Below are 13,808 nucleotides of genomic sequence, written 5' to 3'. Positions count from 1 at the left end.
AAAAGACTATTGAGAAGACTGCTGCTTGATTGTTAATTGCTGCTCAGTCTTCTCAAGGTCTTCTTGATATTTGGTGTGGGTAGCGCGTATAACGCGGGAGAAAACACCGGAAAGTTCTTCATCCAAAATGCGCAATCCTTCGGCCGTAATACCGCCGGGCACGGAGACGCGTTTTTGCAGGGTCACAGGGTTAAGTCCGCCTGTCGTCAGCAGTTTACCTGTTCCAAGCGTCATCTCACTAGCAAGCAGAGTTGCTTCTTCAGGGGAGATGCCTGTTTCTTCAACGGCTGCATCGATAAAGGACTGAATGAAATTGGCAAGAAAGGCTGGACCGCAGCTGGATAGGTCTGATGAGATGCGTGTATAATTTTCAGAAACTCGTATAGGAGACGAGATATGGGCAAATAAGTTTTCAAGCCATTCTTTATCCTCAGGTTGCATCCGATTACCGTGAATACAGAGTGTAGCACCGCTCAATACATAGTTCGTAATACTTGGAATGATTTTACTTATTTTGGCCGGCAGAAGGCTTTCCAAATGCTTGATCAGCACAGGACTCGTGATGGATACGATGAATTGGGAAGGAAGCAAGTCCTCTTTAATTTCATCAATAACCTTTTTAAATTCAGAAGGCTTCACACAGAGGAAAATAATATCGCTCTCCAGCACGACTTCTCTATTCGATTGGGCTACCAGAAGCCCAGGGTATGTCTCCGCAAGAAGCTCAACTTTACGTATTGTTCGATTTCCTGCAATTATTTCCTCCGGATTGAAAGCCCCAGAATGAATGAACGCTTCAATCAGAATACTTCCCATACTCCCAGTACCGATGAATCCTGCTTTCATCTAGTAATCCCTCCCGAAAAAAATCAGTCACTTTCATTAATATTTATAGAACGGGGTCAGTTTTGGATGCCATTCGGATGCTTTTTCATGTATATGCATGCTTCTCAGCCATTATGAAAGATTAGCATGTTTTTTACTGTGCAATTTTTATTTTCAATGTTAGGAGGGAACTTGTGACTGTATTTCGATATCGAAAATTTCTGTATGTTTCTATGATTGTTTGTTTTGTCTTCTTTGTCGTGTGGCCTTATGTGACAGGAGGACGTTCATCGATGATACAGACGGGTTTTGAACCGGTGAATGCGCAAATAGAAGCTCTCATTGTGGAAGGGGAGGAAACAGCACTGGCGGCCTCATCTGCTTCTGCAACTCGGTCAACCCCTGAAGCCTCCGCTGCCCCTAAAGTCTCAAGCCCAGACGTAGCCCCGGCTACTTCAACTACAAACATACCTGCAGAATCGCCGTCATCATCTCACGGTTTGTTGGATTTGAATACGGCAACACTTCAGCAATTAAATGATTTGCCTGGGATCGGTGAGAGCAAGGCAAGAGCCATTCTGGATTACCGTATGAGCAAAGGAAAATTTAGGAAAGTTGAAGAATTAACAGAGGTGAAGGGCATTGGGGATAAAATGCTGGAAAAGCTGAAGCCTCTTGTTTACGTAACTTCAATATAGTCCTTTCTTTCATTTTGAGATGAAGTATGAGAGAATACTAGAAATGAAAAAAGGAATATAAAGGACACATGGGAGGGGGAGCTTACGATGAGCGTCCGTAAAGATTGGGACACTTACTTTCTAGATATTGCCTATATGGCTTCCACGCGCTCCAGATGTAATCGACGGCACGTAGGGGCTGTGCTCGTTCAAGGTAAAAAGCTGCTCGGAACTGCTTACAACGGCGCTCCGATGGGGGTAGCTGATTGTACAGAAGCAGGCTGCATGCTTGTCGAAGAAATCGAGCTGAAAGTAGTGGAAGAGGTAGAGGAAGTCGTGCGCAAGCAGCGCTGTATCCGCACCATCCACGCCGAGCAGAATCTTCTTCTGTTTACAGATCGCGAAGATCGCGAGGGCTCTACCGTCTATGTCACCGATCAGCCCTGCTGGACTTGTGCAAATATGCTCGCAAACAGCGGTGTGACCGAGATTGTCTTCCATCGCGGTTACCCGAAAGATCATGAGAAAGTCATTCAGTTAATGTTGGCTAGAGGCATCAACTTCCGATCCATGGAAGGGTACGAGCCTCCACCAGGTACAGTATCTGACGTCGTGAATTAGATCCAATTAAATCGATAGTGAGGAAGAACCTCATTTCAGCAGCAGCCTATTCAAAAGGCTCATCTGAAATGAGGTTTTTTTAGTCTGAAGGGAGGAATCTGCTCAAAATGAAACGACCAGTTGTTCTTGGATGCTGTCTGTGGATAACTGGCTACGTGCTCGCGCTCTATAGCGAGCTGCCGTGGCTGTCGATGACGACGAGCGCGCTAATGCTTGCCGCGCTCGTCGTCATCCAGCTGCTGCGGCTGCCCGGCAGACAGCCGCTGTGCGCTCTCCTGCTGGTCGGAGCAGCCTACGGCTACTTCCAATGGACCGACCAGCGCAACGTCACAGCCCTGCTGCCCCACGCGCAGCAGGCAAACCCGGACGGCCGCGAAGTCACGCTGCTCGGCCGATTCAGTTCCCCTGTCACCGTCGATGGCGACAGGGTCAGCTTTACCGTGGAAGCGGAGTCTATCCGCTTCCAGGAGGACCGCGCTTTCCCGCTCGGCGGGGAAAGCGTACAGGTCTCGCTGCGCTTGCTGGCGCAGGCGCAGCAGGAGGTGGCGTCGGCGTGGCGCCGAGGCGACGCCCTGACGCTCACGGGGACGCTGCGCAGCCCGTCCCCGGCACGCAACTTCGGCGGCTTCGACTACCGCCGATATCTGCGCCTTCACCACACCCATTGGCAGCTTACAGCCAAAGGGGTGGATCAGGCGCAGGTGCAGCCTGCGGCTGCACGCTTCAGCGCAGTTCAGCTGCTGCGCTGGAACGACATGCTGCGGGAGAGCCTGAGCCGCCGCATGGACCTGATTTTCCCCGCGCCGCAGGCGGGGTTCATGAAGAGCATGCTGATCGGGTTGACTGACGATCTGGATCCAGAGCGCTTCCAGCAGTTTTCGGAGCTGGGACTTACCCACATTTTAGCCATATCAGGATTGAATGTTGCTGTGTTTCTAGGCGCTTGCTTCTGGGGCATGCGACGCCTAAAGCTCTCCAAAGAAACTTACTTGCGCATATGCTTCTGGTTGCTGCCCTTCTACATTCTGCTGACAGGAGCATCCCCTTCCATTGTAAGGGCGGGGCTTATGGCCATGGTGGCACTGTACGCGGCAAGGAAAGGAGCAACGAAGGATGTGTTGCATAGCATGGCGATCGTCGCCTGGATCATGCTGATCTGGAATCCTTATTTCTTGCTGGACGTCAGTTTTCAGCTTTCTTTTCTAGTCACTCTTGGACTTATTCTCGGTGTGCAGCGTGTAAACAATTTGCTGGAAGGATGGATGACCTCAACTGTTTTAAGAAACACAGCATCCATTACACTAGTTTCGCAATTCGTTTCCTTTCCAGTATCGATCTATTATTTCAATCAATTTTCCTTGCTTTCCTGGTTGGCTAATGCCGTTCTGGTTCCAATTATCAGCTTGGTTGTCTTTCCTGCTGGCATTGTGGCAGTTCTAGCGGGACTTCTCTATTTGCCGGCAGGGAGAGGGATGGGGTGGCTCATATCTTGGTTCAATGAAGCCATTTTTTGGTCGACAGACAGGCTGCAGCAGCTGCACCAATTTAAACAGATTTGGCCTACTCCGAGCTTGGCGTGGATTGTTTTTTATTACCTGCTCCTGATTGGCATTTATGGATTTTGGCGGAGATGGCTTCTCGTGAATAGGAGTGAGCCCCCGATTAGGTTAGAGATTTTAGAAGATCGATCAGGCGGGAAAAGGTTAATAGGCTTATGGCTTGCTGTAGGAGGCTTCGTTATTCTATTGTGGATTGGTTATTCTCCTGATCGACTCGAGAGGACTGGACTTGTTCAATTTATGGATGTAGGTCAAGGGGATGCCATATTGGTTCGGACGCCGTATGGCCGGAATCTTCTTATGGATGGCGGGGGAACAATTACGTTCAGCAAAGCTGGCGAGGGTTGGAAAGCGCGAAAAGATCCTTATGAAGTAGGAAAAAAACTGCTGGTTCCTTTGCTCAAAAAACGTGGTGTTCATCAATTGGATTTACTCGTGCTGTCACATGAAGATGCCGATCACAGCGGTGGGCTTCAGGCTGTTATCGAACAAATTCCGGTTAAGCAATTTATGTTCAACGGTACCTACAATCCGAATAAGGGCATAGAGAAGCTATTCCGAACAGCTATAGATCGTAAATTTGCGTTGCTTGCTGGAGAGCAAAGCGATTGGATTCAAGTGGATCCTGTAACCCGACTACGGGTGCTGTATCCTTTTATAGAAACAGTGGAATATGCAGAGGTTGTGGAGGATCAAAACGAGTTTTCCGTTGTAATCCTGCTGGAAATGATGGGGACGAAGTGGCTGTTTACGGGGGACATGGGGAAAGATTCGGAGCTGGCACTGCTGAGTCGTCTGAAAGAGAACAAGGAGCATGGTGATCGTCTCGATGTTTTAAAAATAGCTCACCACGGCAGCAAATACTCATCTTCGCAGGAATGGCTGGATTATTGGCAGCCCCGAACGGCTGTAATTTCAGTAGGAGCCGGAAATCTATATGGTCATCCTGCACCAGATGTCTTGGACCGTTTAAGCAATATGGGAACGCAAATATTTCGAACGGACCAGATGGGAGAGGTGCAGTTAGAAGTGCGTAAGGAAGGCATAGTTTCGCGTACCAAAATGAATGAAGCAGACTGAAAAGCAATCGTCTTCCCTGTATGATCATTAAGGCTTAGCCTCCGGGCTCTTTGATTGCTGCCGATCAGTCTCGTTTGGCTGCTTCCAGGGCGGGTCTCCGTTTTTGTGAAGGAGCTGATTAATGAAATAAGTACCAAGTGGTACTACAAAAGCTAAGATTGTACAGATTAAAACCAATCCAGAAGGCATTACGCCTAAAAATGTTGACCACATGGCGGACTACTCCTTTGTTGATTCGAAAATATTGCCAATCCGTCGGATAATCACTTTGACTTGTACGTCGACCTGTGCTTGGGTAAACAAGTTCTCACCCGTTTCCCAATTCTCAGCAAGCGGTTTCCACATTTTATTATGATCCTGGAATAGATAAGGACCTAGGCCGAGTGCGTCTTTTTTGTAGGAATGCTGCAATTTTTTGATTGTTTTATTGGTCGTGGATGTAAGCTTGTCTTCCAAGCTTTGCTCTAGCGCCTCTACGGTTTTCCCGTCAGAAGGATCGATGTTGGTGATAGACTTATCCAAAGTTCCTTCGGCTGTAATTTTAATTGTAAATTTCATATGCCCCGGACTTGTTTGTTGGACGTAAAACTTTCGATTGGAGCGTTCAACTTTAAAGCCGACGATTTGATCATTGATGTTGGATTCAAGGATTCCGCCTTTCACTCGTTTCGTAATAAAGTTTAGTCCTTGGGTTTCTTCTCCGGTTAAGAAACCGAGCAATTGCTTGGAGGTTCCGTCGAATAAGGCGCTTCCATTTAGAGTTACGCCCCCATCTTCCTTTTTAATTGTCTGTAAGACAAAGCTCTCATGTTTAATTAAAAATTCGTGCACATCGCCAATCCGTGATTCGGGAAGCATATAATTCGTTTTTTGATTGTTCTTGGCTATCGAGGAGATATAATCAATTGGCGTTGATTCATTGTTTGGGAAAATGCCGAGTATGTCGGAGGCTTTCCCATCGGCGATCAGAATTTGCACACCACGCCGCATTTGGCTATTTCGCAGGAAAAAATCAAGCACATCGGGAAGATTCGATTTATTTTTAGCTACATCGCTAGAAATGATGATCATTCGCAAGTGTTCAAAATAAGGGGTTCTGCTAGTCCTTCCTGATATTCTAGAAGCAATTGCTGGCATTGAATTTTCTGTCGTAGCGATATTAAAATAAGCCTGTCCGGCATGCGGATTCATGTTGTTGCTTTGCCCGGTGGTACTGCCGCTGCTTTGTTTTAGGCCGCCGGGTACAATCATTTGATAGGTACCTTTGTATATATTTTTTGAGTTATCCCTCTCCGGTTTGTCAATAGCGACTCCAACGACAAAGCCTCGTTGATTAATTTCCACGCGGTCCCAACAGCCTGTCAGAATTGACAATGTGCAGCCGAGACACAGCGTGCAGAGAATTTTCTTAGGATGCATCACTCTTCACTCCTCGAAGCTTGGCAACTGCATGAATGAGTATTGGAAACAGAATGCTCACCACTATACCTGTGTAACTAATGAGGGTGCTCATTTTACTAAAATCAGATAAATTTTTCGGGTACATACACAATAGATAGATGATTGGACTAAGGATAAATACCCATGTCTTATGCTTAGGCTTGGTAAATAAAGAACGAAGGCCATAAATCGTACAATCATAAGCCATTACGGTTGTTGTAAACACAGCCATAATCCAGATGGTAAAAAAGATGGATTCAAACCGTTCAAAGAATTCTCCTGGAATCGTCATTTCCTTAGCAAGTTCTACGGCAGGATAGGTGATTTCCGGCAGTGCGAGTTGAGAAAAAACACCTACACAGACAAGATAAATGGATGTATAAAGCACGAGAGGGATAAGCACTCCAATAGCAACTGCTTTGGGAGCATCTTTTGGTCGATTCATCATCGTAATGTAGAATAGGATGACTTCAAAGCCTAAAAGTGAGAAAGCGGTCGTTTTCGTGGCAGAGGCTAACGATTTCCAGTCCGTCGTAAAAAACGGTTTTAGTTCTTTCACATCGACCATGCCAAGGCTAAAGAGGAGAACGAGCACCGTGACAAAGAGTACGATCGGGATAAATAAAATATTTAAACGAATTAGTCCTACGCGGCTGCCGCTAACGGCATATACGTTTACCATTAAAAAAGCAAAGGCAATGACCTCTACAGGCGTTGTTTCAAATAAGTATTGTTTGGCAATATTCGCGATAGCCCTAACTTCAAAAGCGCAAAAGGAAAGAAAGTAGAGTGATAAGAATAAAATGGCAGCAAAGGCAATCGGCTTTGTAACCGCGGCAGTTGCATAGGCATAGTAACCTTGAGTGCTGAAATGCGTTGCAATTTTGGCGAGTATCCAAGCGACCCCGATGGCAAGTATGCCTGCTGAGATCATAGATATCCAACCGTCCGATCCTTGGACTGTTTTCGCTAACTCGCGTGGGAGCATCAGAATGCCAACGCCAATAATCATTGATGTCACCGTAATGGAAATATCCAATAAGCCGATCTCTTTATCCCCGTATTCAAAAGACTTCATTCTTTATTTCTCCTTAACTTTCATTCTGTCCTCGTTATTAGTTTGAAGCATTTGCGGCCGTTTCTTCATGAAGTGAAGAGGAGCACGCAGGACGAGATCTTTCCAGTCGCGAATGAACAGAGGCGCAAAGGGTGTGGAGTACGGAATTCCAAAGCTTTTTAGATTAACGATATGGATGTTGATCATGATATAAGCCAGAATGATGCCGTACAATCCAAGGAATGCCGCGAACAACATGATGCCGAATCGCATGACGCGCAGGGATATGGCAAAGGAATAGGAAGGCAGCGAGAAAGAGGCTATGGCAGTGACAGCAACAACAATAACCATGACGGGACTAACCATACCGGCAGCCACCGCGGATTCTCCAATCACTAAACCGCCTACGATTCCGATCGTTTGGCCAATGGGTTTAGGCAAGCGCAGCCCTGCTTCTCGTAACAGCTCTAATGTGAATTCCATGACGAATGCTTCGATAACGGCTGGAAACGGCACGCCTTCTCGCGCCCCGGCAATAGAGAAGGCAAGTTTGGAAGGAATCATCCCATGGTGAAATTCAAGTAATGCAATATACAGCGCAGGCAGGAAGGTGGCAATAAAAGCTGATATTAATCGCAGAATCCTAGTTAGCGTTGAGATCAACCAGTTTTGATAGTAATCCTCAGGGGATTGCAGGCTGGATGAAAACGTAATCGGCAAAATGAGCGAAAAGGGATCACCGTCAACTAGAATGGCGACACGTCCTTGGAGGAGAGCACCGGAAACTTTGTCAGGTCGTTCTGTATTCAAAATGACTGGGAAGGGGCTTAGAAAACTATCCGTGATCCATTGCTCCAAATAGCCGGAACCTTCAATATCGTCTATATCAATACTATTGATGCGCCGCACAACCTCTTTTACTAGATCCGGATGTACGATATCAGCAATATAGGTGACAACGACTTTTCTTCTGGCTCTTCGGCCGATTTGAAAAGTGTCAAAAACAAGATTGGTTTCTTTGATTCGTCTTCTGAGCATCGCGGTATTTGTTCGTAAATCTTCTGTGAAACCGATCCGCGGTCCACGGATGATGGATTCCGTCTGCGGTTCCTCAATACCTCGGGATTTCCAGCCGTTGCTAGTAACTATGATGTACTGAGATAGATTGTCCAATAAAATCAAGGTGTTTCCGGAAAGGATCTCTAAAAGTGCTTCATCGAGGAGTTCACCTGTTTCGATCTCAAAAGAAGTTAGAATTTGCTGCGTCAAGGTGTTTAATAGCTCCAAGGCAGAGCCTACAGGCTGCAGGGCGGAATGAAGCATCGGATTAATAAGCTGTTCATTAACAAGCGTCGTATCTACAAGTCCATCAATGCAGACGATTGCGCAAGGATACTCTTCTTGGCCAACCGTAAATTGTCTTATAATCAGGTCGCTGGGCTGGTGCAGCAGTGTTCTTATCGTATTTAGGTTATCCTGCAGAGTAGGCAGCATGACTTTCGTTTGATCTGAAGATGACGTTTTGGATTGGGATTTCGTTATGCTGCTGTGAGACATGCGTCTTCTTCCGAATAGTTGTTTGAACACGGCAAGCCCTCCGCTTATAAGTAGCTTCTCAGTAATATTTACCACTTTAGTTAGAAATAAACGGTTTTTGTATGGTACTACACAAACATAGTACTTTTCGAACTTCGAAAAAGGCTTAGAATGAAGAGTAATTTGACCAAAAGCAGAAAGGGGATGAGCGAAATTCATCCGCATGGATTAAACTAACACGCTTCTTTTACGTCTAAGAAGTGTATTTATTCGTGAAAGTTTGTTATTCTGGAAGTTGCAAACAGCCTTTATATTTTTTATTCTAAAATACTGCAACATTATGAGACGTTGCTGCGTCTGTAAGATTGCAAGAGGGAGGGATCCCAGTGGTAGCACCCGAACTGGTTAAAAGAGCTCAGGCCGGTGATCGTGATGCACTCATTACCCTATTGCGAGAAATTGAGTCTCACGTCTATCGAACCGCTTATTATATTTTGAATAATGAACAAGATGCCCTCGATGCTTCACAGGAGGCGCTCCTTCGGATTTATACCAAAATTAATTCATACGAAGAAAAGGCGTTGTTTAAGACGTGGGTACAGCGGATTGTAACGAACATCTGCATCGATAAATTTCGCAAGGCGAAACCTACGGTTTCTATTGATGAGCATGATATGACGTTTACTGCAGAGCAAAATGTTGAATATGAAATTATGTCTGGCTATTTAGCCAAAGATATTCGAGAAGCAATCGATAAGCTTCCCGAGCACCATCGGTCTGTTGTTGTACTCCGTTATTTGCAGGACTTTTCGTATCATGAAATTGCCGAATCTTTAAATTTACCGCTAAATACGGTGAAGTCTTACTTATTTCGAGCTAGACAGCAGTTACAATTGTTGCTCCAAGAATATCAGAAAGGAGGTGTTCGGGGATGATTTGTCAAGAGGTGATGGAACTTATGCAAAGGCAGCTGGATGGAGATCTGAACTCGCAAGAGGAAGCTGAGCTCCGTGCTCATTTAGCCTATTGTCTGGACTGTGTACAAGTGTTTGAACGTTTACAAAGATTATCGGGTGAGTTGGCCCAATTACCGAAGGTAGTTCCTCCATACAGCTTGGTCGATGCCATTCTGCCGCAGCTAGATGAGATTGATAAAGAAGCCGCGGCGTCCATTACCGACAAGGCAGCTGTCTTCAGCGCAGAAGTTAGCCATATCGAACAAGGACAGCGCAAGAAACTCCCTTGGACACGCCGATTTGGATCGCAGTTCTCTTGGAAATTCGCAAGTGGCGTCGTTGCCGCTGGACTCATTATTGGTTTCTTTGGCTTTAACATGAAACATCCTGTCATGGATAACGCCGATGGTTTGCTGCCGATGGCAGCTACTAAACAAGGGGCCGAGCATCAGGAAACGAGTACTCCAGAAGTGAAGTTGAATCGAGAAGCACCAGATCAGAAGAAAGTCTCAGGTAATCCAGGCGCTAACGAGTCGCCTGCTCCAAATGCTGATGTTTCTACATCTAACTCGGGGGCAGGTCAGGAGTCACAACCTTCAGGGTCAAATGTAGCAGTACCACAAGCTACAACGAATGCACCACTGGAAAAGCCGGATACCATTAGTCCGTCCACGCCCGCGGAGTCTAACAACACATCCCGCATGGGTCCTTCAACTTCAGAGCCAGAACGCATGAAAGATCCAGATCCTTCAGGCGGTAATGAGCAGAAAGCAGCGGGTCAGAATCAAACGAATCCGAATCCGGCGCCTATTGCTGCTAATAAAGCTGAGAATGATCAGAAGACAGCAACTACACAGCCTTCACCAACACCTACTCCAACTCCTAATGCAAAAAGAGGGGCAGAGAGTGATGCAGGACCTGGCGTATTTGCTTTAACCGTACCGGTCACTGATAATTTCATGAAGTCTGCAACAGGGAAGTTGACAGCGGCAGTTGAAGATCATCACGTGGTGATCCGGAATAGCGAAACTCTGGAGATTGTATTCGAGTCCAAGCAAGTTTGGAAGACTGAGGATCAGATTACATTGGTAGAGTGGTCCAAGGATGATAAATTATTTTATCAAGTCCAAAGTGGGGGCACACTTCATACGATTCGCATCGATGTGATGCTCAAAAAGGAAGAATCTCCTTAAAAAACTGAAATGAACGCACCATTAGCGGGGCTCTTGCGTATGTTATACAAAGGGAAGCAGGAGTGTGCTATGGGGTTCGCCCACACGGTCTAAGGTTTCTAGAGCCTTGAGCCGGTGTTTAAATAGACAGACAAAGGGATTACTTCAAGGTCTTAGGACTTTGACGTAATCCCTTTGTTGTTGGTAAAATGAAGGCGAGGAGTGAACGCCAGCTATGGACGCAAAGAGAGCATTGAAAGATATACAGGCAGGGCGGCAAGCACCCGTGTATTTGTGCTACGGTCCTGAGAAATATAAAATGAGAGAGTTCATACAGGTGTTAACAGATTCACTCATTGAGCCGGAGCATAAGGAATTTGCTGTGAGTAAATTCGATTTAAGTGAGATTTCGCTTTCTTCTGTACTTGAAGATGCGGAGACTCTTCCTTTCATGGTGCCTAAGAAGCTTGTTATCGCCAAAAACGCGTTGTTTTTTACAGGAGCCAAGGAAAGCACGAAGATAGAGCATCACTTAGACCGACTAACCGACTATTTGAAATCGCCTGCCGAGCACACGGTTGTTGTGTTTACCGTAGATGCGGATAAATTAGACGAGCGCAAAAAGATTGTAAAAGCGCTCAAAGACATGGAGGCGGCTGTTCCTTTCCTATCGCTAAGTCCAGAGGAACTGCAGCACTGGGTGGCTGCTAGGGCGCGTCAGCGTGGGTTCTCGTTCACCGGGGAAGCAACGGACCAACTGATTCTTTATACAGGGGGAAATTTGCAATCGTTGTCGGCAGAAATTGAGAAGATCTCTTTGTATGTGGGGGCTGGGAGCGAGGCTACAACGGATATCATTGACCAGCTTGTTGCTCGAAGCACGGAGCAGAACGTATTTATTCTCATTGAAGACATTGTGAATGTGAGATTGGAGCGTGCCTTCGTCATCTTGGAGGAGCTGCTGAAGCAACGGGAAGAGCCGATTAAGATTGCCGCTCTTATTGCAAGGCAATTTCGCATCATGCTGCAGGTCAAAGAGCTTAGCAAGCAAGGTTATTCCCAACAGCAAATGGCGTCTCAGATTGGACTGCATCCATTCGCGGTGAAGGTGGCTGAAGGTCAGTCGCGTAAATATAGTATTGAGAAACTGAGCGCTATCATGTCCCAGCTGGCTGATCTTGATTTTCAGATGAAGACTGGGAAAATAGATAAAGTGCTAGGTTTAGAAATGTTCCTTCTTAGGCTGGCTGCCTAGGGAGGTTTTTTTACGTAAAAGGAAAAAAGCCCAATTCTCCGAAGAGAACTGAACTTTTGTTTTTATGTCCTGTATTACGCTTGGGCCGTAAGAGCGTTCAGCTTTTTAGCCAGACGGGACTTCTTGCGGTTAGCGGCATTTTTATGGATTAAACCTTTAGAAGCTGCTTTGTCTAACTTTTTGGAAGCGTTAATTAGAGCTTCTGGGCTTACAGCTGTTTCGAAAGCTTTCACAGCAGTACGCAGAGCGGACTTTTGGGAAGCGTTACGAAGACGGCGCTTTTCGCTAACTTTTACTCGTTTAATAGCGGATTTAATGTTTGGCATGAAATTCACCTCCTACTTACAAAACACGGTTCAACGTTACATTTGTATGTTTGCTGACAACTTTAAGTATTCTACCATGCAACTATTGAAAATGCAAGACCTGTCAATAGGTTTTCAGTGGTTTTTGCATTTGCATAACCGCCCTAGATTCGTCACACACTAAGAGATGCAAGGCACCTCAGAAAGGGGAACTTCTATGGACTTAAGCTCTTTCACAACACATACGGATCTTGCGCTAGATGCAAGGGATATGGCTCATGCAGCGAATCAAGGGCAGCCAATACCTGGTATTGAACAGGAGTCGACTCGTGAAAATGGGATACGCGTTACCAAAATCAATGTGAAAAATGAAGAAGGCTCCAAAGCCCTGGGCAAACTATTAGGACATTATATAACAATAGAAGTTCCTGCACTACGGGAAAAAGACAGCCAATTGCAGGACCGGGTGGCGACGAAGCTGGCTCAGGAATTTGAGCAGTTTTTACGGGATATCGGAATTCCCCAGAACGCCAAAGCGCTCATAATTGGGCTCGGCAATTCCAATGTCACTCCCGATGCGCTCGGACCCCTTGTTGTTGAGAATATCATGGTTACTCGGCATTACTTTGAACTGATGCCTGAGGATGTAAGTCCTGGTTATCGCCCCGTCAGTGCAGTAGCTCCTGGGGTATTGGGTACAACGGGGATTGAAAGCAGTGATATCGTGCTCGGGATTGTAGAAAAATCCAAACCAGATTTCATCATCGCGATCGATGCGTTGGCGTCCAGATCGCTCGATCGGGTGAACACGACCATCCAAATTGCAGATACAGGTATTCATCCGGGTTCTGGTATCGGCAATAAGCGCAAGGGGCTAACAAAGGAGAACCTCGGTATTCCTGTGGTCGCGATTGGCGTACCAACCGTTGTTTATGCCTCGACGATAGTCAATAACGCTTTCGACCTCATGCAGAAGCATTTTAGCGAACAGACAAACAATACGGGACAGATCCTAGGGCTGCTGGACAACATTCATGAAGAGGAGCGCCTTCAGCTCGTCAAAGAAGTGCTGAACCCTGTAGGCCATGATTTGTTAGTCACTCCTAAGGAGATTGACCAGTTTATTGAGGACATTGCCAATATCATTGCCAGCGGCTTGAATGCTGCTCTGCATGATGCGGTAGGCGTCGAGAATGTAGCGGCTTATACACACTGAATGAACCAGAACTGTCTCTCGCGACCATCGTGGGAACAGTTCTTTCTTTTGCCTATTTTTATCCCAAACTGGAAGGAAAAAGATGGCAGACGTCGAAGTAACTGACGAT

At 46.2% G+C, this 13,808-nt stretch carries 12 protein-coding genes; 7 read left to right on the top strand and 5 right to left on the bottom strand.

All coding sequences use genetic code 11. The features are described from left to right. Positions 1 to 6: 6 nt before the first annotated feature. On the bottom strand, positions 7 to 846 hold the full coding sequence (gene comER, locus GQF01_RS07390; RefSeq protein WP_161406138.1) for a late competence protein ComER: 840 nt from the start codon (positions 844 to 846) through the stop codon (positions 7 to 9). Between the two features lie 173 nt (positions 847 to 1,019). Here comER and GQF01_RS07385 point away from each other — a divergent pair, with 173 nt between their 5' ends. The 3 genes from GQF01_RS07385 to GQF01_RS07375 all read left to right on the top strand — a co-directional run bounded on the left by GQF01_RS07385 (position 1,020) and on the right by GQF01_RS07375 (position 4,762). Beyond that, positions 1,020 to 1,523, top strand: coding sequence for a ComEA family DNA-binding protein (locus GQF01_RS07385; protein WP_161406137.1), 504 nt, complete (start codon positions 1,020 to 1,022; stop codon positions 1,521 to 1,523). An 87-nt stretch (positions 1,524 to 1,610) separates the two neighbouring features. After that, positions 1,611 to 2,123, top strand: a complete 513-nt coding sequence (locus GQF01_RS07380; RefSeq protein WP_161406136.1) for a deoxycytidylate deaminase — start codon at positions 1,611 to 1,613, stop codon at positions 2,121 to 2,123. A 107-nt stretch (positions 2,124 to 2,230) separates the two neighbouring features. Then, positions 2,231 to 4,762 carry a DNA internalization-related competence protein ComEC/Rec2 gene (locus GQF01_RS07375; protein WP_161406135.1) on the top strand — a complete coding sequence of 844 codons (2,532 nt, stop codon included), beginning with the start codon at positions 2,231 to 2,233 and terminating at the stop codon, positions 4,760 to 4,762. 219 nt (positions 4,763 to 4,981) lie between these two features. Here GQF01_RS07375 and GQF01_RS07370 read toward each other — a convergent pair whose 3' ends face one another. Genes GQF01_RS07370 through GQF01_RS07360 form a run of 3 tightly spaced genes read right to left on the bottom strand, consistent with a single transcriptional unit; the run spans position 4,982 to position 8,846 of the window. Then, a complete protein-coding gene (locus tag GQF01_RS07370; protein ID WP_161406134.1) occupies positions 4,982 to 6,181 on the bottom strand; it encodes a Ger(x)C family spore germination protein in 1,200 nt (399 codons plus the stop codon). Continuing rightward, the gene (locus tag GQF01_RS07365; protein ID WP_161406133.1) at positions 6,171 to 7,280 is read right to left on the bottom strand and encodes a GerAB/ArcD/ProY family transporter; all 1,110 of its coding nucleotides are present in this window, start codon (positions 7,278 to 7,280) and stop codon (positions 6,171 to 6,173) included. The genes GQF01_RS07370 and GQF01_RS07365 overlap by 11 nt, the downstream gene beginning before the upstream one ends. A gap of 3 nt (positions 7,281 to 7,283) precedes the next feature. Continuing rightward, positions 7,284 to 8,846 (bottom strand): spore germination protein, encoded by a 1,563-nt coding sequence (locus GQF01_RS07360; RefSeq protein WP_407945391.1) that lies wholly within the window; start codon positions 8,844 to 8,846, stop codon positions 7,284 to 7,286. 335 nt (positions 8,847 to 9,181) lie between these two features. On the opposite strand from GQF01_RS07360, the gene GQF01_RS07355 reads away from it, so the two are divergent. The 3 genes from GQF01_RS07355 (at position 9,182) to holA (ending at position 12,178) form a co-directional block, all read left to right on the top strand. Next, positions 9,182 to 9,730, top strand: a complete 549-nt coding sequence (locus GQF01_RS07355; protein WP_145657049.1) for an RNA polymerase sigma factor — start codon at positions 9,182 to 9,184, stop codon at positions 9,728 to 9,730. After that, the gene (locus GQF01_RS07350) at positions 9,727 to 10,944 is read left to right on the top strand and encodes an anti-sigma factor (protein ID WP_161406132.1); all 1,218 of its coding nucleotides are present in this window, start codon (positions 9,727 to 9,729) and stop codon (positions 10,942 to 10,944) included. Before GQF01_RS07355 ends, GQF01_RS07350 begins: the two co-directional genes overlap by 4 nt. 214 nt (positions 10,945 to 11,158) lie before the next feature. After that, the gene (gene holA / locus GQF01_RS07345) at positions 11,159 to 12,178 is read left to right on the top strand and encodes a DNA polymerase III subunit delta (protein WP_161406131.1); all 1,020 of its coding nucleotides are present in this window, start codon (positions 11,159 to 11,161) and stop codon (positions 12,176 to 12,178) included. Between the two features lie 74 nt (positions 12,179 to 12,252). Here holA and rpsT read toward each other — a convergent pair whose 3' ends face one another. Next, a complete protein-coding gene (gene rpsT, locus GQF01_RS07340; protein WP_028557986.1) occupies positions 12,253 to 12,504 on the bottom strand; it encodes a 30S ribosomal protein S20 in 252 nt (83 codons plus the stop codon). A gap of 196 nt (positions 12,505 to 12,700) precedes the next feature. Here rpsT and gpr point away from each other — a divergent pair, with 196 nt between their 5' ends. Continuing rightward, positions 12,701 to 13,699, top strand: a complete 999-nt coding sequence (gpr, locus tag GQF01_RS07335; RefSeq protein WP_161406130.1) for a GPR endopeptidase — start codon at positions 12,701 to 12,703, stop codon at positions 13,697 to 13,699. Positions 13,700 to 13,808 lie beyond the last annotated feature (109 nt).

This window comes from Paenibacillus silvestris (assembly GCF_009882985.1).
Lineage (GTDB): Bacteria > Bacillota > Bacilli > Paenibacillales > NBRC-103111 > Paenibacillus_E > Paenibacillus_E silvestris.
Note: the sequence above shows the minus strand (reverse complement) of the source record. Positions and strands in the feature narration are given on the sequence as shown.

Coding starts and splice junctions, on each gene's coding strand:
- gpr (WP_161406130.1), top strand. CDS start 12,701: ATGGACTTAAGCTCTTTCACAACACATACGGATCTTGCGCTAGATGCA.
- GQF01_RS07375 (WP_161406135.1), top strand. CDS start 2,231: ATGAAACGACCAGTTGTTCTTGGATGCTGTCTGTGGATAACTGGCTAC.
- holA (WP_161406131.1), top strand. CDS start 11,159: ATGGACGCAAAGAGAGCATTGAAAGATATACAGGCAGGGCGGCAAGCA.
- comER (WP_161406138.1), bottom strand. CDS start 846: ATGAAAGCAGGATTCATCGGTACTGGGAGTATGGGAAGTATTCTGATT.
- rpsT (WP_028557986.1), bottom strand. CDS start 12,504: ATGCCAAACATTAAATCCGCTATTAAACGAGTAAAAGTTAGCGAAAAG.
- GQF01_RS07365 (WP_161406133.1), bottom strand. CDS start 7,280: ATGAAGTCTTTTGAATACGGGGATAAAGAGATCGGCTTATTGGATATT.
- GQF01_RS07380 (WP_161406136.1), top strand. CDS start 1,611: ATGAGCGTCCGTAAAGATTGGGACACTTACTTTCTAGATATTGCCTAT.
- GQF01_RS07370 (WP_161406134.1), bottom strand. CDS start 6,181: ATGCATCCTAAGAAAATTCTCTGCACGCTGTGTCTCGGCTGCACATTG.
- GQF01_RS07350 (WP_161406132.1), top strand. CDS start 9,727: ATGATTTGTCAAGAGGTGATGGAACTTATGCAAAGGCAGCTGGATGGA.